The following is an 18,966-nucleotide window of genomic DNA, read 5'->3' on the forward strand; positions in this document are numbered from 1 at the left end:
AATTTTAACTAACTAAACATGGTTTGCTGACATTTGTTGTTACATCAATGAGAAGTGAGCTAAAGCGACTTTCCATGTTCGGCAAAGTTGAGTTATTGGCTGTACGCGCGTTGCCACTGTTTAAATTGAGTAACTTGCTCTTCAATAAGTTGGCGTTTTTCATCACGCCCTAAGTAGATTTTGAAGATGTTGTGCCCTTCTTCACTAAAGAACCCGAAGTAATGGCTTTCTCGTCCCATAAACGGTTTGCTCACCAGCGCGATGTTTTTCACGTTGTCCAATTTTAGGTGGCCGTGCAGTTCGCCTTCTTTACCCATCAGGTTGTAGTAACCACGGGCAAGCTTGCCTTTTGGAAACGGCGCCTTGACTTCAAAGATCGAACCAAACGAATGCATGATGGTCGTCACAGGACCAAATCCCACCAACTGCTCCAAAATAGTTTGTGCGTGTACGCCATCGACCAGCGCGACCATTTCGTCCGGTAGTGCCGACACGGCCTCAAACTCAGAAATATTCAAACGCTCTGCGATCGCGGCAGGTAGCAGTGTCGGTTCTTGCTCAATCAACTGAGCCACTTGTTGTTTTAGTACTTCCATATTCTTCACTTATTGCGCTACAGCGACTTTTAGCGCTGTCTGTTGTGGATACGTATGCGGTAAAACTTGTGGGCAACCTTGTGCTAAGGTGACTGCCCAAAATTGACCTGCCAACGTCAGGAATAAATATTCTTTTTCAATCTTGGCCAACCGCGATCATGCCACACCTCAAGCAGCGGCTCTGAGCAATTTGAACCCTGAATAGATTCATCAAATTTATCAATATCTCGCCTTACATAAAGCTTGAAACACTTGTTATTACTCGCTTCACGCTAAATTGGCTTAAAAGTGACAAAATGATAATTTGCAGTGAATGATAATGCAATTGATAATTGATATTATTTGCGTTGTAGGTGATAATCCTACTCCAATTTTTAACCGTATAGATTTGTGAGGGTAGAGTGAATCTTAAGCGATACAGCGTTGCCGGAGGCATTTCCTTGGCAGTACACGCCGCGTTTCTCGTCGTCGCACAAGAACCAAAAGTGTTTGCTATGCCAGCGGGCAACCAAACCACCTCTGTCTCAATCAACTTTACTTCACAGCCAGCACCAAAGGTCGCGGAAGTAACACCGCCTGCGGAGCAACCAGCAGAAACGGCGCCCGAGCCGACACCAGAGCCACCTCCGGTAAAAGAGCCACCAAAACCGAAGAAGCCAAAGCCTGAAGTAAAGAAAGAAAAACCTGTTAAGAAGCCGGTAGAGAAGAAACCACCGGTAAAAAAAGAAGTTCAGAAAAAACCAAAAACGACAGAAACCAAACCAGAGCCGAAGAAAGTCGTTAAAGAAAAGCCAGTAAAACAAGAAAAACCAACTCCAGACCAAGAGATCAGCGAATCTAAACCGACACCATCGAGTCAGGGTGTAACAGCACAGCCTGTGATGGTGGAAAGACCGTCGTTTTTAAGCAGACCCACACCGCCTAAGTACCCGAGGCTGGCACGCAAACGCGGTATTGAGGGCGTGGCAACCTATGAAATCTGGCTGGATGAAAACGGCAAACAAGTGAAGCAAGTATTGGTTTCTTCTTCTGGCGTCACGATGCTCGATAAATCAGCTCTGGATGCAATTAAAAAGTGGAAGTTCTCTCCACACACAGTCGATGGCGTAAAAATGGCGCATCGAGTTCAAATACCCGTTCGCTTTAAATTGGATCGATAATGGAACATTTACAACAAATTCAAGAAAACCTTGGCTTAATGGCATGGCCGTTAATGATTTGCTCAGCGCTCACTGTGATGATCGTTGTCGAGCGACTGTTTCAAGTCGTGATTAGTCTTGGGGTTGGCAAACGCGCGATTCGTGCCGAACTCAAACAGATATCACCCACTGAATCGCAGCAGATCGAAGAACTCGCTGACAAACTCGCACCACGTCGTCCACTGCTTTACAAAGGCGTGGCAATGCTGCTCGCGCATCATTCATTCTCCAAGACCTTGCGTGAAGATGCCGCCGGTATGTGGCTGCAAGAGAAGCGCCACCAGCTCAATTCTGGCCTACGATTGCTGACGCTTATTGGCGTGATCAGCCCACTAATCGGCCTGCTGGGGACAGTATTAGGCCTGATTGAAATGTTTAAAGGTGTCGCTGCATCAACGGGCAACATCACACCAAACGATCTTGCCGATGGACTGGGCTTAGCGATGCGCACTACCGCAGCAGGTCTGATGATCGCTCTGCCCGCAATTGCTGGTGCGCAGCTACTTGGTTTGTGGGCTGACAAAGTGATGGCAAAGCTTGAACATACACTCAACTACGTCAACTTGTGGTTAGAAGGCATCAGCGTGCAACACGTCGCGCTAGAGCGTAATGCCAAGCAATCCGAGGCACAAGCATGATTAAGGTTAAACAGCCCGACAACCAGTTTGGCCTCACTCCGGACTTAACACCGCTGCTGGATATCATCTTTATCGTGATGGTATTCCTGATGCTGACCGCAGCGGTCAAGTTGGACTCGCTCGAAGTCGATCTGCCAACCACAGATTCGCAAGCCGTTTCAGAAGTTGATACTAAATCGATTACCGTCAATATCCTCGCAAGCGAACCTCACTGGGCAATCGACAGCAAGGAGTACCTTGATTGGAACAACTTTACTATCGCGTTGTTGGAACAGCACAAATCGGATTCTAAACCGATTGTGATTGGCGCAGAAAAAACAGCGGATGTTCAACACCTCGTCAAGCTACTCGCTTTCCTGCAAGAAAACGGCATTCAAGCGACGCAGCTTCTCACCGAAGAATCAAAAGAGTAGACGTGATATGAAAAGCAACAGACTTATCGGTACGTTAACGGCGCTTGCGATGACATTCGCTGCGTCAAATGCATTGGCTGGTGAACGTATTATCAGCGCAGGTGCGGCGGTCACTGAACTAATCATCGCCTTAGAACAGCAAGATAAACTGGTCGCAGTCGATGTCACCAGCCAGCTTCCAAGCGATCTCGCATTGCCTAAGATTGGCTATCATCGCCAGCTTTCTGCCGAGGGGCTCCTTGCTTTGGGCGCAGATCAGTTGATAGGTTCAGATGAAATGGGACCCGATGCGGCGCTGGATCAACTTAAATCTGCCGGTGTTTCGGTCGACATTGTGAATACCAAAGCGACCGCCGCAGGGCTACTCGAGCGCATTGATGAGATCGCCAAACTGACCGACGCTCAACCGCAAGCGGCAGCACTAAAGGTTCAGGTAAAGAATCAACTTCAATCGCTAAGCCAACAACCTCAAGCCGACGCGAAAAAGATTCTTTTCCTGCTTATCCACGAGGGAAGACCCGCTAACGTGGCAGGCAAAGACACCACACCAAACGCGATCATCGAACTGGCAGGCGGGATTAACCCAGCAGCCGAAAAGCTGACCTCATACAAACCACTCTCGACTGAAGCTATGGTGGAAATGCAACCAGACATCATTTTAGTTAGCGGTCGCAGCTACGATAAGTTAGGCGGGGCGGATGAGATCCTTAAACGCATGCCAATGTTAGCAGCAACGCCTGCAGGTCAAAACAAACAGTTCATCACCATTGATGGGCACGCACTTGTCGGCGGATTAGGCCTACAAAGCTTGGCGGAAGCACAACGTATTCGCCAGTTGATTAAGTAGTCTTTCCCGTGTTGCTGCGCCGCCTTCCCCTTTATGCCAACGTGCTGGTGTTTAGTATCGCACTTGGATTAACCGCGCTTAGTTCGGTGACTGTTGGGGCGATGAACATTGGGTTTGTCGATAGCATCCAAAGCCTACTGCTGCGCTCGGATACTGTTGCGCCACACATCAACCTAGTGGTCAATGAGATCCGCTTCCCGCGAACAGTGTTGTGCATGTTGGTTGGGGCAATCCTTGCAATTTGCGGCACGGTCATGCAAGGGCTGTTTCGCAACCCACTTGCAGAACCAGGGATTATCGGTGTGTCGGCGGGCGCATCCCTCGGTGCTGCCTTTGCAATCGTCCTGTTTGCCGAAATCAGTGCGCAATATCCGCAGTTCATGAATCTCGCCGCGGTACCTTTTTTTGCTTTCTTGGGCGGAGCACTAACGACCGTGCTGGTATACAAACTCGGGACAGGAAAATCAGGCACGTCGGTCACCATTATGCTGCTGGCTGGGGTTGCGATCAGCGCTCTCTCCGGTGCAGGCATCGGCTATATGAACTTTATCGCCGACGACCAAATGCTGCGTGACCTATCACTTTGGTCAATGGGCTCCCTAGCTGGCGCAAACTGGACCAGTATTGCGCTCTGCGCGGTCACGCTGCTGTTCTTGATGCTGGTGTTTATGCGCAAAGCGATGGCGCTTAATGCATTATTGCTCGGAGAAGCCGAAGCCAGCCATTTAGGTATTCCTGTTCAGCCTCTTAAGCGACAGTTAATCCTGCTTACCGCAGTTGGCGTGGGAATGACCGTTAGCGTGTCTGGCATGATCGGCTTTATTGGCTTGGTGATCCCACACTTAGGACGAATGCTCGCTGGACCTGACCATAGAACTTTATTGCCGATTTCGGCGCTGATGGGGGCTTTGCTGCTCACGTTAGCCGATATGTATTCTCGTGTCGCCGTAGCGCCAGCAGAGCTACCTGTCGGTATTGTCACCGCGATCATCGGCGCACCCTTTTTCATCTACTTGCTGTTTAAACAAAAAGGAAGAATTCTGTGATGGGCGAGGTTGTCCTTTCTGGCAAACGCATTCACATGCAGTTTGGCAAACGCACGGTGCTCGATAACATCGATATTGATATTCGCGCTGGTGAAGTGACTACGTTGCTAGGCCCAAACGGTGCAGGCAAGAGTACTCTGTTGAAGCTGTTATGCGACGAAATCCCATCGCGCCAAGACATTCGTTATTTTGGTGTGGAGAAGCAAAAGTGGCCAAAAGACCAACTCGCCAAGCATTTGGGAATGTTGCCGCAGCACAGCACGCTCAGCTTTCCTTTTTTAGCACATGAAGTGGTAGAACTCGGTGCGATTCCGCTTAACTTGCCTAATAAGCAAACCAAACAGTTAGCGCAAAAATACATGGCGCTGACTGATGTAACGCACTTAAGCGAGCGTCTCTACCCTTCTCTATCCGGTGGTGAGAAACAGCGTTTGCACTTAGCGCGAGTATTGGTACAACTCGACCAGTCAGAGCAACAGAAGATCCTGATGCTCGATGAGCCAACGTCAGCGTTGGACCTTGCCCACCAGCACAATACGTTGAAGATCGCGAGACAAATGGCCGACGAACACAACGCCGCGGTCATTGTGGTGCTTCACGACCTCAACCTTGCCGCGCAATACTCTGACCGAATGGTGATTCTGAATGACGGTAAGATTGTCTGTGACAACACGCCGTGGAAGGCACTCAAAGCAGAAACGATTGAGCAAGTTTACGGCTACAAGTGCCTAATCTCTCAGCACCCATCGATGAACTTTCCTGTCGTTCATCCCGCCGCATAAGTTTGCTTCCCCAACCACTCGGGAAAGCAAATCAATTGATGTGACTACAGCAGTCGGCGTCTTAACCCGGATTTTTCCAGAATCCGCGTTGAAATCTCTTCTACCGACAATGAAGAGGTATTGATGTAGGGAATCGCTTCACGTCTGAACAAAGCTTCCACACTCGCCAATTCTGAAAGACATTGCTCGGTACTCGCGTACTCACTGCCAGCCAAACGGTTTTCGCGGATTTCCGTCAAGCGCTCTGGGTCAATCGTCAATCCAAACAGCTTATGACGATGTATTTCGAATTCAGGCAGTAATCTTAAGCGTTTGATGTCTTCTTCGATAAACGGGTAATTCACTACCCGCAAGCCAAATTGCATCGCCATGTACAAGCTGGTTGGTGTTTTGCCACTGCGAGAAACGCCGAGCAAGATAATGTCCGCTTGTTCGAGCCCTTTCAGCGTAATGCCATCATCGTGCGCTAAAGTGTATTCGATCGCTGCTATACGGTCGAAATAGGTGTCTGAATCTTTGCCCACACTGCGCGAACGTTGCAGCTTTGGTTCGGGCTCCATGTGGATATCGTCTCCGACTTTCTGCACGATGCTTTCTAGCACGTCGTAGCAGTGTGCTGGTGCATTAAGCAGCAACTGTCTTAGCTCTGGGATCACAATAGAGAAAAACACTAGTGGTTTCACGCCATTTAGACGATATGATATTCCAATTTCTTTAAGAAGGTCAGCAAGTTTGTCTTCACTTTCGACAAACGGAAAGGTTTTTTCATTTGCTTTAAATGAAAATTGACCCAAAACAACATGGCCCAACGTCTCACATGTTATGGCCGTTCCATCAGAAACATAGAATACATCACGACTTTGAATATCAATTTGCATTTTTTATTTAAACTTTCAAATTCTTTTGAGTAGGATGGACACCATAATATAGATAAAAAAACTTGGTTGACTATTACGTCCCCCACAGCTTTGAAAATTTGTTAAAAATTTTTTGAGCGTTTGCGTAATCGTTTGCCTATTTAAGTCCCTACAAAGCTGCAATGTTTCTGGAGTTAGACATGCAAAACAATACCCTCTGGTTCAATAGCCTATCCATGGAAGATGTCGACAAAGTCGGCGGTAAAAATGCTTCACTTGGTGAAATGGTCTCAAACCTTTCAAATGCTGGCGTTTCGGTACCGAACGGTTTCGCAACGACCTCATACGCTTTCAATCAGTTTTTAGATTTCGAAGGCTTGGATGAGCGAATTCACCAACTACTTGATGAACTAGACGTTGAAGATGTAGACGCTCTGCGCAAGACAGGTGCTACTATTCGTCAATGGGTTTTAGACGCTCCCTTCCCTGCGGATCTTGAGCAAGATATCCGTGCTAACTACGATGAGTTAGTAGAAGGTAACCCTGAGCTTTCTGTCGCGGTTCGTTCATCTGCAACTGCAGAAGACTTACCTGACGCCTCGTTTGCAGGTCAGCAAGAAACGTTTCTTAACGTGAAAGGCATTGATGCTGTGCTAGAAGCCACTAAGCACGTATACGCATCACTATTTAATGACCGCGCTATCTCTTACCGCGTACACCAAGGCTTCGACCACCGTGGCATCTCGCTTTCAGCGGGTATCCAGCGCATGGTGCGTTCAGACAAAGCCTCTTCAGGTGTAATGTTCACCCTAGATACAGAATCAGGCTTCGACCAAGTGGTTTTCATCACTTCGTCTTGGGGTCTGGGTGAAATGGTAGTGCAGGGCGCAGTTAACCCTGATGAGTTCTACGTTCACAAACCAATGTTGGAAGCGGGTCAGCATCCAATCGTGAAGAAGACTTTTGGTTCTAAGCTCATCAAGATGATCTACTCAACAAACCAAGAGATTGGTAAGCAAGTCGACATCATTGATACTTCAGAAGAAGAGCGCAACCAGTTCTCTCTTAACGACGAAGAGATCAAAGAGCTAGCAAAACAAGCGATGATCATCGAGAAGCACTACCAGCGTCCAATGGACATTGAGTGGGCGAAAGATGGTATCGACGGCAAGCTATACATCGTACAGGCTCGTCCAGAAACGGTATGTTCACAAAGTGAGCAGAACGTAGTTGAGCGTTACGAACTAAACAACAAAGCAGACGTTCTGATCGAAGGTCGTGCTATCGGTCAGCGTATCGGTAGCGGTCCAGTGCGTCTTGTAGATTCTCTTGACCAAATGTCATTGGTTCAAGACGGCGACGTGCTGGTAACAGACATGACTGACCCAGATTGGGAACCAGTGATGAAGAAAGCCTCTGCGATCGTGACCAACCGCGGCGGACGTACTTGTCACGCAGCGATCATCGCTCGTGAGCTGGGCATTCCAGCTATTGTTGGTTGTGGCAACGCAACAGAGAGCCTGACTGACGGTCAAACGGTAACAGTTTCATGTGCGGAAGGCGAAACGGGTTACGTTTACCAAGGTGAGCTGGACTTCGAAATCAAACGTTCTTCGGTTGATGAACTACCATTGCTACCAACTAAAGTGATGATGAACGTCGGTAACCCAGACCGTGCGTTCGACTTCGCTCAGATTCCAAACGAAGGTGTGGGCCTTGCTCGTCTAGAATTCATCATCAACAAGATGATCGGCATTCACCCGAAAGCACTGCTAAACTTCGACGCACAAAGCGATGAGCTAAAAGCAGAAATTACCCAGCGTATCCGCGGTTACAAAGATCCTATCGACTTCTACGTTAGCAAGCTAACCGAAGGCGTCGCGACAATTGCAGCTGCATTCTGGCCAAAACGCGTAATCGTGCGTATGTCTGACTTTAAGTCGAACGAGTACAGCAACTTGGTTGGCGGCCGCAGCTACGAGCCACACGAAGAGAACCCAATGCTTGGTTTCCGTGGTGCTTCACGTTACATCTCTCCAGTGTTTGAAGATTGTTTCGAACTAGAAACTCAAGCAATCAAGCGCGTACGCAATGAGATGGGTCTGAAGAACGTTGAAATCATGATTCCATTTGTTCGCACTCCAAGCGAAGCAGCATCGGTGATTGATCTGCTCGCGAAGTTCGACTTACGTCGTGGCGACCAAGGCCTGAAAGTCATCATGATGTGTGAACTGCCATCAAACGCAGTATTGGCGGATGAGTTCTTGAAGTACTTCGACGGCTTCTCTATCGGTTCAAACGACATGACTCAGCTAACGCTTGGTCTTGACCGTGACTCTGGCGACGTGGCGCACTTGTTCGACGAGCGTAACCCTGCGGTGAAAGCGATGCTGAAGATGGCGATTGACGCAGCAACCAAAGCGGGCAAATACGTGGGTATTTGTGGCCAAGGTCCTTCAGACCACGAAGACCTTGCTGAATGGCTAATGGAACAAGGCATTAGCTCGGTATCGCTTAACCCTGATACGGTGATCGATACTTGGTTAAAACTTGGTGAAGTGTCAGGTAAATAACAGAAACAAAAAGGCGGCTAAATTAGCCGCCTTTTTTATGCTCGGGTTAAACGAGATTAGAACTTGTAACCACCGCCGATCATAAATACCCATGGGTCGATATCAACGTCAGTTTTGTATTTAGTCGTTCCTGCTTTATAGCTTGCTTCAGTTTCAATATCGATGTACCAAACTGATGCATTAACAAACCAATCGTCGTTTAGCATGTAGTCAACACCTGCATTCGCTGCTAGACCCCATGAATCATCTAAATCTAGATCACTAAGTCCCGCACCTTTACCAGTACCGTTAAAGCCCTCATCAAAGAAGAACGTGTAGTTAATACCCGCGCCGACGTAAGGACGTAGTTTGCTTTCCGCCTGCCCAAAGTAGTATTGAAGCATAAATGTTGGTGGCAGGTGTTTGGTGTCCGCGATAGTCCCTAAGTCTAGTAGGTCTGTTTTAATATCGTGGCTAAAAGGAGTAGCAGCTAGCACTTCAAAACTGATGTTATCAGTGATCATGTAACCAAGAGTTAAGCCAAGCTGAGTGTCAGATTTTACTTCTAGCTCATCACTAGAACCTAGGATGTCGTCGCTGCTGTCATTCGGTACTACTGCTGCCAGGCCACCGCGAACGATGAAGTCACCTTCTTTGTGAGCAAGAGCATTTCCTGAGGCTAGAACAGCTAAAACCGCAATACCGCATAATGTTTTATTCATTTTTGATTTCCTTAACGTAGGGCTTTTTTATTAATGAGTTATCAAGTCATTTTTATTTTGCGAGCAAGGTAACACACAATAACCTTACCTTTTTGATGGAAATCAATTTGTATCATATGGTTATTACTTTGATTACATTTCTCACGACAAGATCACAAATTAAAGAAACAATATCGACATTTATGTAATGCAACTTTTGCGTACATCACATACAAAAAAAGCTCCCGAAGGAGCTTTTTGATTACATAAATGAGTTAACCCGTCGTGCTTGATAAGCTTTGTCTGACCAACTCCAACTCTTGTTGTTTGAGCATTTGGTCAAGCTCATCCCGACGCTGCTTAAATGCCGCCATTTCTTTTTTCGGCACCGAGTTTGCCATTGGAATGTTGGCTTTCATCGCGTTAACCGGACGACCGCGGTCAATCAACTCATAGTGAATATGCGGCCCAGTCACTCGGCCTGTTGCACCGGCTAAACCGATACGTTGTCCACGCAGAATTTTCTGCCCTTTACGCACCAGAATTTTACTTAGATGCAAATAGCGAGTTTTGTAGCGACTGCCGTGCTGAATCACCACATAGTTACCCGCATAAGGGTGCTTACGCGTCATGACCACAACACCATCACCCGTTGACACAATCGGTGTTCCTGTTGGCGTCGCCCAGTCGGTACCGTTGTGAGGAGACACTCGTCCGGTCACTGGGTGTTTACGATTCGGGTTAAAGTGAGAACTGAGTCGATACCCGCCAACCACAGGCTTACGTTGAAACGCACGCTGAAGGCTGTCACCGTTTTTGTCGTAGTACTGGCCGTCGCTATGAAGATACGCCGTCAATTCACGACCACGGTTAACAATGCGCACTGCTTGCAGTTCACGGTTACCCGTTAACGTGCCGTTGACCGATTGCTTAGACTGCACGACTTCAAACTTATCTCCCGCTCGTAGATCACGTCCGAAGTTAACCTTATCTTTTAACAGCGTCACGATTTGGCTGATCTCGTTATTTCCTAAACCCAGCGCATGGGCAGAAGTTGAGAAGCTACCGTTGATCTCTCCGATCATCGCGTACGATTTCCAGTCACCAGGAATCTTTACATCTTTAAATTCGAAGCTGCCGTCATCAAGGCGGGTATACACCGCACTTTCAACAAGGCTGAACTCCAATTCCATTTTTTTCAGCGTACCGCTCTTTTCACCGCGCCAAAAACGCAGTTTATGGCCTGGTTTGAGCGTATCTAATGCGAGATAGTTGAGATCTGTGGCCATCACGCTCATCAGTTCGCTGTAACCAAATCCAAGTTGGTCAAAAATCGAGCTTAGGTTGTCACCCGGCTGAATAACGTATTCGTAATCCGGGACGTTTACCACTTGGTGCTCTGTCTGAAGAATATCAGCAACAATTTCAGATTCGGGAATAGACAGGTCAATCGTACGGGTAAGAGAGCTATTGTTATTTGCAGAAGAAAGTGCCATCGCCGCCACAATTGGTAGGCTTATAATCAGCAACTTTTTACGCTTAGAAAGCTCATTTAGGCGATTTTTTATTGTATCCGCTCGCACCGGTTTACCCTTAAGTACAAAATTAAGGCGTTAAGGGTACGAATTTCTTCAAACTTTGTCACCTGAGTAATGTAAGAATTGGCTCAAAAAAACCGCAAAAAAGGCTCCATAGGAGCCTTTTTAGAGAAGTTCGCAGCAATTGTTACTGAAATGTGGTAACCAGACAGTTGTCTCCACCAAATCCATTCGGCTTATACTGATCTGCCTGTGGGTCGTTAATCCACTTGTCATTATCGACTAAATATCGAAACTCAAACTGCGCATCTTTCGGTAAACGAGTCTTAAACTTGTAAGACTTGGTTTTAGCGACTTTCTTCATTTCCGTTGGTTGCCAATCCAAAAAGTCAGCAAATAGTACCGCCGACTCGGCAACCTCGGTTGCTGGTAACTCAAAAGTTACTTCAACTTCGTCCTTGGTTTTGAAATAACGTTTATTGATCATGGTTCTCTCCCTCAACAAGCAAAAAATTTAAAACAAACTAGTTCAAACAATAAGCAACGTTTTCGGGTTTTACAACTGGATATTTATTCAATAGGGTTCACAATTCCCGCCTTTGATACACTAAATCTCAAAAGCTGTTCATTGCTAGGGGTATCACTCATAGTCTGACCTTGTGCATGTTTATTAAAGCGGACTTCGATTTCTTGGCCTAATTTGTTTAACGATGCAACTTGGATTCGGTCACCCAGCAGGTAGCTCTCTTTGACAACCATGCGCTTCAAACCTTGGTCGTAGTGAAAACGCGCCAAATAGTAAAATACCCCACTACCTTGATTAGACACGCTCATTACGGATACATAATCTGTCTCACTCACTGAAAGCATCCATTTTGACCAGACAGACACGGTGCCTCGTTCAGAGCCTGCGTCATAACTCCCGGTAGCCAATTGAGTTTGCGCGTCATATTGGCTAATAAAGCTGAAGGCATGACTCTCTGGCACTTCAATCGTCCACGGGTTTGGCGTTGATAGACCAAAGATTTGCTCAATCACGGCATCGTTACTTTGTTGACTAGATGGGAACTTTGCCAAGATCTCCTCATCACTGAGGCTAAAGCGATAGATGCCCGCCGCAGAAACCACGATCAAAAGTAATATCGGGATAAGTAGGATTAGAGGGATTGGAAGTAAGCGTTTTTTCATTGTCAGTCTCATCAAAAATCTAGGTGAGTCATGTTACATTACTCCCCCGCAACATTTGACCAAATCTAGCACTCTGGCCTAAAAATAGTGACATAGGGGCAGAATAAATCGGTAACCAATCATGTCAGGAGACAAGGTGAAGACAGAACGCAAAACACGCGTAGCGGAATGCAGTTGCGGACAAGTAAGCTTGATATGCCGTGGAGAACCCGAACGAACCTCAGTTTGCCACTGCTTCGAATGCAAGAAAAGAACCGGAAGCGTATTTGGAGTACAAGCGCGCTTCGCCAAATCACAAGTCAATTACAGCGGAGAAATGGTCGAATACACCCGCATTACCGATTCAGGCAATCAAGTGACGTACCATTTCTGTCCTTGTTGTAGCGCCACTATGCTAATGCGCTTAACCGCCGCGCCGGATGTACTCGTCATTCCCGCAGGCGTATTCAACGTTCAAGATTTACCTTCACCGGCTTTCTCTGTCTATGAAGAGCGCATGGAGAGCTGGGTCAAGTTTGACTGCCAAGTGGAACACTACCTTTAGTTGCTTAGGATCAAACTGTTTGCATAATTTACGCTATCTCACTATGTGGCGAGGCGATATAATCCCCCTCTTCATTGTGAGGAGCTGATTTTGATTTCTAGATTACCAAAGTGGGTAGAGTACGGCGCGTTTCTACTCGCGCTACTTGCTGGTGTTGTGAATGCCATTGGATTACTCGGTTTTCAACATCAGGCTGTCTCACACATCTCGGGCACCGTTACGCTACTCGGCACCAGTTTAGAATCATTGAACCAACAAACCTTCCATCTATTTATGGTGGTGATTAGCTTTATGCTCGGCGCCGTACTGAGCGGGATGTTTATGGAAGGCACTGCGTTAAAACTTGGTCGCCGATACGGCGTCGCGCTCTGCATTGAAAGTGGCCTGCTGTTTATTGCCTATCTACTTCTGCAAGACGGTAACTTATCCGGTCAATATTTCGCTTCCGCTGCATGCGGACTACAGAACGCGATGATCACAACCTTCAGCGGTGCGGTTATTCGTACTACCCATATGACGGGAATTCTGACCGATTTAGGCATTATGATCGGTTCAAGAATTCGCGGTAAAAGCTTTGACTACCGCAAAGCAAAACTGTTTCTCTTTATCTTCGCAGGCTTCCTATCCGGCGGCGTTATTGGCGCGAACCTTTACAGTGCTTACGCGCTTTCAGCCCTACTGATGCCTATCTTCTTCGCCCTCGTGTTGGCTATTTTGTATTGGGGATATTTATTTATTTCCAGTGATAAACATATCAACCAAGATCACAAATAATACAAAAAACCAAACAAATTAACAAAATCACTACAATTATCTAGTAGAATCGATTTATATCGAGCTAACTATTGAATATTTAGCGATGTTTAATGAATAGTATTGCAAAGATTCTTAAAAGGCATTACGCTAGCGCCATATGTGACAAAATATGGATGTTTAGTGAATATATATGCCGCCATGGATAGGCATGCTATTGACTAGTAGTAACACGAGAATTGTAATGTCAAATAACGCTCAAGCACTCTCACAGCCGAAAGTTAAAAGTAACTTTTGGATGTTCTTTATCCCATCATTGCTGGGACTATTTTTATTTATGGCGCCGATCAGCTACCAAGGTGATATCACTATCCCAGTAGCCGTATTGGCAAAATCAATCCAAGCCGTATTCGGTGATTACTTAGTTGCGACTGTAACGTCTATCATTGCGTTTATGGCGGCTGCATCTTTGCTATTTACCATTGCAAAACCAGCTTTCGTCGCTAACAACTCTTTCTTAAATGGCTTATTCAGCCCATCCCCTCTTTGGTTAGCGGTTCGAGTAATCGGTGGTATTGCGGTTGTGATGACTTACTTTCAGGTAGGTCCAGAAGCAGTATGGGAAGAAAATACTGGTGGCTTGGTGCTAGAAGGCCTGCTGCCAACCCTGTTCTCTGTTTTCATCTTCGCGGGCCTACTTCTGCCACTACTGATGAACTTTGGTCTACTAGAGCTAGTCGGCACACTGTTATGCAAGATCATGCGCCCGGTATTTAACCTTCCTGGTCGTAGTGCAATCGACTGTATGGCTTCTTGGTTAGGTGACGGTTCTGTTGGTATTCTATTGACCAGCAAACAATACGAAGAAAAATTCTACACTCAACGCGAAGCAGCGGTTGTAGGTACGACATTTTCTGCCGTATCAATTACTTTCAGCTTGGTTGTGATTGCACAAGTGGAGCTGGAGCACATGTTCCTACCGTTCTACGGCGCCATCTGTTTGGCTGGTATTGTTGCAGCAATCATCATTCCTCGTTTGCCACCGTTGAGCAACAAGAAAGATACCTACATCGACGGCACCAAGCCAGATGCGGAAGCAGACGCTTTACCAGAAGGCCACACGAGCTTTTCTTGGGGTATGCAACTGGCGCTAGAAAAAGCGAGCAAAGTTGAATCGTTTAAAGGTGTATTTGGTGAAGGCGTGCGCAACGCTGTTGATATGGTATTTGGCGTACTACCAGTTGTAATGGGTCTTGGTACTATTGCACTAGTGGTCGCTGAGTACACACCTGTGTTCAGCATCCTAGGTCAACCATTCATCCCGTTCCTAGAACTTCTGCAAATTCCTGAAGCAGCGGCGGCATCTGAAACCATCGTTGTTGGTTTTGCGGATATGTTCATCCCAGCTATTCTTGCTGCATCAATAGATAGCGAAATGACTCGTTTCGTTATCGCTGCAATGTCTGTGACTCAGCTGATTTACATGTCTGAAGTGGGTGCACTGCTGCTAGGTAGCCGTATTCCTGTGAACATTGTTGAATTGTTCGTCATATTCATTTTGCGTACTTTAATCACGCTGCCTATCATTGCCGGTGTGGCGCACTTAATTTTCTAGCAACTTAATGACAAATTAGTTAAAAAAAGCCCCTATTCGGGGCTTTTTTCGTTTAAAATGTGACATTTGAGCAAGCAATGCTTTTTAATCGTTCATAATAGTTTAAAAACATACCGTTCTATAATGACGCTGTATATACTTGGTAACATTGAAATAAATGAAAAAGTTAGCTTCAATCGGAGGAGCAATGGGAAAACTGCTTAGTGTTGTCCTACTTTTGTTTAGCTTTCAGGCAGCAAGCACTCCACTTGTTTTTAGGATAGATGACCAACAGACCATTACTCTTTCTCAACAAGAAATTGCGCAGCAGTTTAAACCGACCACTTTTACTACGCAGCTACCTTGGTTTGTAGACGAGAAAACTGTAACGGGCTTTAGAGTCGTAGACCTGCTTGAACAGTACGGTATTGATGACTATACGTCAGTCTGGTTTATTGGTCTTAACGATTATTCGTCTATCACGACGAAAGAAAACATCATCCAATACGATCCTATCATTACTTATGAAATGGATGGAGAGACCATTCCCGTGCGGAAAAAAGGTCCATTCTGGCTTATGTTTAATTTAAGCAAGTACCCCGAGTTGGACAAAATTGAGTTCCATTCACAAATGGTTTGGCAATTAAAAGAGATAGTAATCCTTAAACAGTGATGAATAACCACAAGAGAAACGCAAATCTACCGTCGATACTAGTAAGGTCCAAAGCCTTATTGGTCACGATGTCTTTGCTTCTGATCATGGCCAACATCTATGCTCTTGCCTCGACGCGAAATCTAGCGAAAACAGCGACAGACCAACAAAGCCAAGCCACGTGGTTCTTGTTTCAGCTCACTAAAGAGTTTTCTGAGTTAAACGCGATTGCTCCTTTTGCAACAGAAAGCAGCGCACGTAGAGAGCAAGTGCTGCTCAAGTATGACCTTACTTGGAGCCGTTTTGACATATTGCTAAACAACAAAGAGACAGATAGGTATCTATCTCTGCCAGGCTCACGCGGGTTTTTCCTGTCACTGTTCAATAGCTTCAAAGAGCTCGAGCCAGAGCTTGACCTCATTGAACAACCTCAATATGCAGATAAGCTCGCTGATGAATTGTCATACATTTACATGTCGATGATTGACTACGTTAACCTCAATTTCCGTCTCGAGAGCCCAATTTATTTAGGCTACGTTGAACATGCACAAGTGCTGTATCGGATTCAAATCGGCTTACTGATGTTACTGTGTCTATGTGCAAGCTTGACTGGTTACATAATCCATAAAGAAGCGCAGTACCACCGTGAATTATCACTAACCGATTCACTGACAAAAGTGCGAAGCCGTCTTGCGCTATTCAATGATCTTGAGTACCTAATTGAGAGCAAGCAAGCGTTTACACTCTTTTTACTCGACCTCAACGGGTTCAAGCAGATCAATGACAACTTTGGGCACCAAGCGGGTGACCGAGCTTTAACACAAGTCGCCGAGCGTATTTCGATGTTGGGGATGGATTGCTACCGCGTAGGTGGTGACGAGTTTGCTCTGATTTCACTCCACAATGAAGATATCGACGTGCAATGGGCTATCATAGAAAGCTGTTTTTATGAACCATTGGATGTGGGGATGCAACAGTACGAAAGCCTTTCAACGAGTATCGGTGTGGCTCAGTTCCCTAAAGATGCTAAGCAAAGCAATCAGCTTATTTCGATTGCAGACGGTAAGATGTACCGGATGAAATTCTCACAGAACGAGCAAGGGCTCGTCGGATAAAAAAATAGCGAGGCCAAAGCACTCGCTGTTTTTATACGCAGATTAAATGTTATTGAATCACCTAACGCATTTCTTCGACCAACTAAGTGCCGCCCTTGCTAACGTTTTATAGCATTGCTCGAACTCAGTAAGGCCTTTCCCGTAAGGATCAGCAATATCGCCCAATTGAATCCATTGGCCTATCAACAGTGTTTTGGAGCGTGCTCCTCGGGTCACTTCCGCTACCTCTTCCAACTGATGTCGATTCATCACTAAAACCAAGTCATATTGGTCAATCAATTCAGGCGTGAGTTGCTGCGCACGGTGCTGTTCTAAATCCAGTTCAAATTGTTGAGCCACCAGCCTAGCGTTCTTGTCCGCTGGCATATCGTCGAAGTTAAGAGTCGAGACACACGTGCCTGCAGAGCAAATTGTATGGTTGGGTAATAGCTTGCGAAAGATAACCTCAGCCATAGGTGAACGACAGATATTCGCAGTACACACAATTAAAATCGAATTAAACACTTAACTTCCTTTGTCGACGCTTAGTGGTAAAAACTCTTTGGCAGTTGCATCTCTCGCCGGCAATATCGACGTAGCAAAGCAGACGAACAATACAAAAATGAACGTGACGGCATTAGCCATCGGCTGGAGGTTAAAATCGACAGAGATATGGATCAACATACCAATGATCGCCATCGTCGCCCCCAAAGCGAGTCCTTTCATGGTGTGACTGTTACGCCGATACTGAGTTGTTAGCGAAAGAAACAACGCATAAAGCACCATCAAGCCCAGCATAACAGTGGCTGGAAGCCCTGCTTCAACCGCAAACTGCACATACTCATTATGTGCATGGTCGTAGAAGCCAATATCTGCTTCACTGTAGCCTGGGAAGACGGTGTAAAAACTCGCCATACCAGTGCCAGTCAGCGGGTAATCTTTGATGATATCTAAACTCCAGATGACAACCTGATCACGTGATTCCGCTTGTATCGATGTTTCAACCAAGCGCTGTTTCACTTTATCTAAACCAAACAACGCGCCCACAACAAAGGTGTCGATAGCCAGTACACTAACCACCAATAGCGTTAGCGCTCTTGGTTTAGTTTTATAGATAAGCAAAGCGAGCAGACCACCAATCGCAGTCGCGGCAAAAAAGGCCGTGTTACCCATTCTCGAGCGAGTCATCACCAACGCGATCACCATGATCACTAAAGCTAAGCGAACCAGCATCTTACTGCTTAGAACTCCAGACAACAGACGTTTCCAGCGAATAAACCAAGACCCAGATTCTGAGGTATGCAATTGAGTCACAATTAAACCTAAACCGAGGCATAAGCTAAGCATCAGGTAGTTGGCGAAGTGGTTCTTGTAGATGAAAGAACCCGTCGCGATCGACTTTTCCGGTAGCCCCCAAATCAAACTTTCTTTTACACCGACCAAAACCAGAGTCGAAGCATAGAAAGCTTGCACACATCCACTCACCACAAGCGCGACTACCGCGTATTTTAATCGTCGGCCGCTGTTTATAAGCAAGATGAGGTTAAAGACAAGCAACCAATAACTGACACCACGTAACAGTGAGCGCAGCGTCATCGTCCTATCCAGAGATACCGAATAATCACTCGCACCCACTAAAGAATACAGTGCATATGCGTTGTCGGATAAAAACGCGACAACGTCTTTAGGCAGCACTAACGCTTGCAACAACACCCAGATTTGAAAAATGCCCAAAGGCAAAAGCAACCATTTGAATTTGCTAATGTAGTGCCAAGGCAGGTTATTCTTATAAATTATCAGTAAAGACAGCGTTTGTAGCGCTATCCAAATTTCAGCGATGGACCACGCCCAATCACGGTTACTTCCCAATGGGATCGGTAGCCAAATTAATAACGCGATTAGACTGTAGAAAGAGAATTGCTCTAAAGATTTCATTGAATACTGCGAATAAAAAAGCCCAACCAATGTTGGG

20 protein-coding genes are annotated in these 18,966 nt (G+C 46.2%); 12 read left to right on the forward strand and 8 right to left on the reverse strand.

The annotated features are described in order from the left end of the window. Positions 1 to 92: 92 nt before the first annotated feature. Complete coding sequence (gene hutX / locus AKJ31_RS11235) at positions 93 to 596, reverse strand: heme utilization cystosolic carrier protein HutX (protein WP_053409192.1); 504 nt, start codon at positions 594 to 596, stop codon at positions 93 to 95. A gap of 401 nt (positions 597 to 997) precedes the next feature. Here hutX and AKJ31_RS11240 point away from each other — a divergent pair, with 401 nt between their 5' ends. The 6 genes from AKJ31_RS11240 to AKJ31_RS11265 are packed head-to-tail and all read left to right on the forward strand — an operon-like array spanning position 998 to position 5,521. Beyond that, positions 998 to 1,756: an energy transducer TonB gene (locus AKJ31_RS11240; RefSeq protein ID WP_053409193.1), complete on the forward strand. Its 759-nt coding sequence runs from the start codon at positions 998 to 1,000 to the stop codon at positions 1,754 to 1,756. After that, complete coding sequence (locus AKJ31_RS11245) at positions 1,756 to 2,433, forward strand: MotA/TolQ/ExbB proton channel family protein (RefSeq protein ID WP_053409194.1); 678 nt, start codon at positions 1,756 to 1,758, stop codon at positions 2,431 to 2,433. Before AKJ31_RS11240 ends, AKJ31_RS11245 begins: the two co-directional genes overlap by 1 nt. Next, positions 2,430 to 2,846 (forward strand): ExbD/TolR family protein, encoded by a 417-nt coding sequence (locus tag AKJ31_RS11250; RefSeq protein WP_053409195.1) that lies wholly within the window; start codon positions 2,430 to 2,432, stop codon positions 2,844 to 2,846. The genes AKJ31_RS11245 and AKJ31_RS11250 overlap by 4 nt, the downstream gene beginning before the upstream one ends. Before the next feature lie 7 nt (positions 2,847 to 2,853). Then, positions 2,854 to 3,693, forward strand: coding sequence for a heme/hemin ABC transporter substrate-binding protein (locus tag AKJ31_RS11255; protein WP_053409196.1), 840 nt, complete (start codon positions 2,854 to 2,856; stop codon positions 3,691 to 3,693). 8 nt (positions 3,694 to 3,701) lie between these two features. Further along, the gene (locus AKJ31_RS11260; RefSeq protein ID WP_053409197.1) at positions 3,702 to 4,739 is read left to right on the forward strand and encodes a FecCD family ABC transporter permease; all 1,038 of its coding nucleotides are present in this window, start codon (positions 3,702 to 3,704) and stop codon (positions 4,737 to 4,739) included. Then, positions 4,739 to 5,521, forward strand: coding sequence for a heme ABC transporter ATP-binding protein (locus AKJ31_RS11265; RefSeq protein WP_053409198.1), 783 nt, complete (start codon positions 4,739 to 4,741; stop codon positions 5,519 to 5,521). The genes AKJ31_RS11260 and AKJ31_RS11265 overlap by 1 nt, the downstream gene beginning before the upstream one ends. A 44-nt stretch (positions 5,522 to 5,565) precedes the next feature. Here the strand turns inward: AKJ31_RS11265 and ppsR are convergent, their stop codons facing one another. Beyond that, on the reverse strand, positions 5,566 to 6,399 hold the full coding sequence (ppsR, locus tag AKJ31_RS11270; RefSeq protein WP_053409199.1) for a posphoenolpyruvate synthetase regulatory kinase/phosphorylase PpsR: 834 nt from the start codon (positions 6,397 to 6,399) through the stop codon (positions 5,566 to 5,568). Between the two features lie 161 nt (positions 6,400 to 6,560). On the opposite strand from ppsR, the gene ppsA reads away from it, so the two are divergent. Beyond that, a complete protein-coding gene (ppsA, locus tag AKJ31_RS11275) occupies positions 6,561 to 8,951 on the forward strand; it encodes a phosphoenolpyruvate synthase (RefSeq protein ID WP_157052348.1) in 2,391 nt (796 codons plus the stop codon). A gap of 56 nt (positions 8,952 to 9,007) precedes the next feature. Here ppsA and ompW read toward each other — a convergent pair whose 3' ends face one another. From ompW to AKJ31_RS11295, 4 genes are all read right to left on the reverse strand, one after another. Continuing rightward, entirely contained in the window at positions 9,008 to 9,652 is a 645-nt protein-coding gene (gene ompW / locus AKJ31_RS11280; protein ID WP_053409201.1) for an outer membrane protein OmpW, read from the reverse strand. A 254-nt stretch (positions 9,653 to 9,906) separates the two neighbouring features. Then, positions 9,907 to 11,199, reverse strand: a complete 1,293-nt coding sequence (gene shyA, locus AKJ31_RS11285; RefSeq protein ID WP_483855396.1) for a peptidoglycan DD-endopeptidase ShyA — start codon at positions 11,197 to 11,199, stop codon at positions 9,907 to 9,909. Positions 11,200 to 11,356: 157 nt separating this feature from the next. Continuing rightward, positions 11,357 to 11,656: an isoamylase early set domain-containing protein gene (locus tag AKJ31_RS11290; protein ID WP_053409202.1), complete on the reverse strand. Its 300-nt coding sequence runs from the start codon at positions 11,654 to 11,656 to the stop codon at positions 11,357 to 11,359. 83 nt (positions 11,657 to 11,739) lie between these two features. After that, a complete protein-coding gene (locus AKJ31_RS11295; protein ID WP_053409203.1) occupies positions 11,740 to 12,357 on the reverse strand; it encodes a hypothetical protein in 618 nt (205 codons plus the stop codon). 136 nt (positions 12,358 to 12,493) lie between these two features. On the opposite strand from AKJ31_RS11295, the gene AKJ31_RS11300 reads away from it, so the two are divergent. The 5 genes from AKJ31_RS11300 (at position 12,494) to AKJ31_RS11320 (ending at position 17,015) form a co-directional block, all read left to right on the forward strand. Next, positions 12,494 to 12,901, forward strand: a complete 408-nt coding sequence (locus AKJ31_RS11300) for a GFA family protein (RefSeq protein ID WP_083439975.1) — start codon at positions 12,494 to 12,496, stop codon at positions 12,899 to 12,901. A 90-nt stretch (positions 12,902 to 12,991) separates the two neighbouring features. After that, positions 12,992 to 13,675, forward strand: a complete 684-nt coding sequence (locus tag AKJ31_RS11305) for a YoaK family protein (RefSeq protein WP_053409205.1) — start codon at positions 12,992 to 12,994, stop codon at positions 13,673 to 13,675. Positions 13,676 to 13,898: 223 nt separating this feature from the next. Continuing rightward, positions 13,899 to 15,269 carry a YjiH family protein gene (locus tag AKJ31_RS11310; RefSeq protein ID WP_053409206.1) on the forward strand — a complete coding sequence of 457 codons (1,371 nt, stop codon included), beginning with the start codon at positions 13,899 to 13,901 and terminating at the stop codon, positions 15,267 to 15,269. 157 nt (positions 15,270 to 15,426) lie between these two features. After that, a complete protein-coding gene (locus tag AKJ31_RS11315; protein WP_245639050.1) occupies positions 15,427 to 15,921 on the forward strand; it encodes a putative pterin-binding protein in 495 nt (164 codons plus the stop codon). A gap of 68 nt (positions 15,922 to 15,989) precedes the next feature. After that, positions 15,990 to 17,015 (forward strand): GGDEF domain-containing protein, encoded by a 1,026-nt coding sequence (locus tag AKJ31_RS11320; RefSeq protein ID WP_245639051.1) that lies wholly within the window; start codon positions 15,990 to 15,992, stop codon positions 17,013 to 17,015. Positions 17,016 to 17,072: 57 nt separating this feature from the next. On the opposite strand, the gene AKJ31_RS11325 is transcribed toward AKJ31_RS11320, so the two are convergent. Further along, the gene (locus AKJ31_RS11325; protein ID WP_053409208.1) at positions 17,073 to 17,519 is read right to left on the reverse strand and encodes a low molecular weight protein-tyrosine-phosphatase; all 447 of its coding nucleotides are present in this window, start codon (positions 17,517 to 17,519) and stop codon (positions 17,073 to 17,075) included. Further along, positions 17,520 to 18,929 (reverse strand): O-antigen ligase family protein, encoded by a 1,410-nt coding sequence (locus AKJ31_RS11330; protein ID WP_053409209.1) that lies wholly within the window; start codon positions 18,927 to 18,929, stop codon positions 17,520 to 17,522. It abuts the gene before it with no gap. Positions 18,930 to 18,966 lie beyond the last annotated feature (37 nt).

The sequence above is a fragment of the Vibrio hepatarius genome (assembly GCF_001274785.1).
Classification (GTDB): Bacteria; Pseudomonadota; Gammaproteobacteria; order Enterobacterales; family Vibrionaceae; genus Vibrio; species Vibrio hepatarius.

Bases quoted from the DNA above. Each gene is read 5' to 3' on its own strand.
- hutX (WP_053409192.1), bottom strand. From the start codon at position 596: ATGGAAGTACTAAAACAACAAGTGGCTCAGTTGATTGAGCAAGAACCG.
- AKJ31_RS11250 (WP_053409195.1), top strand. From the start codon at position 2,430: ATGATTAAGGTTAAACAGCCCGACAACCAGTTTGGCCTCACTCCGGAC.
- AKJ31_RS11255 (WP_053409196.1), top strand. From the start codon at position 2,854: ATGAAAAGCAACAGACTTATCGGTACGTTAACGGCGCTTGCGATGACA.
- ompW (WP_053409201.1), bottom strand. From the start codon at position 9,652: ATGAATAAAACATTATGCGGTATTGCGGTTTTAGCTGTTCTAGCCTCA.
- ppsR (WP_053409199.1), bottom strand. From the start codon at position 6,399: ATGCAAATTGATATTCAAAGTCGTGATGTATTCTATGTTTCTGATGGA.
- AKJ31_RS11265 (WP_053409198.1), top strand. From the start codon at position 4,739: ATGGGCGAGGTTGTCCTTTCTGGCAAACGCATTCACATGCAGTTTGGC.
- AKJ31_RS11330 (WP_053409209.1), bottom strand. From the start codon at position 18,929: ATGAAATCTTTAGAGCAATTCTCTTTCTACAGTCTAATCGCGTTATTA.
- AKJ31_RS11310 (WP_053409206.1), top strand. From the start codon at position 13,899: ATGTCAAATAACGCTCAAGCACTCTCACAGCCGAAAGTTAAAAGTAAC.
- ppsA (WP_157052348.1), top strand. From the start codon at position 6,561: ATGTTTCTGGAGTTAGACATGCAAAACAATACCCTCTGGTTCAATAGC.
- AKJ31_RS11320 (WP_245639051.1), top strand. From the start codon at position 15,990: ATGTCTTTGCTTCTGATCATGGCCAACATCTATGCTCTTGCCTCGACG.
- AKJ31_RS11245 (WP_053409194.1), top strand. From the start codon at position 1,756: ATGGAACATTTACAACAAATTCAAGAAAACCTTGGCTTAATGGCATGG.
- AKJ31_RS11290 (WP_053409202.1), bottom strand. From the start codon at position 11,656: ATGATCAATAAACGTTATTTCAAAACCAAGGACGAAGTTGAAGTAACT.
- AKJ31_RS11315 (WP_245639050.1), top strand. From the start codon at position 15,427: ATGAAAAAGTTAGCTTCAATCGGAGGAGCAATGGGAAAACTGCTTAGT.
- AKJ31_RS11295 (WP_053409203.1), bottom strand. From the start codon at position 12,357: ATGAAAAAACGCTTACTTCCAATCCCTCTAATCCTACTTATCCCGATA.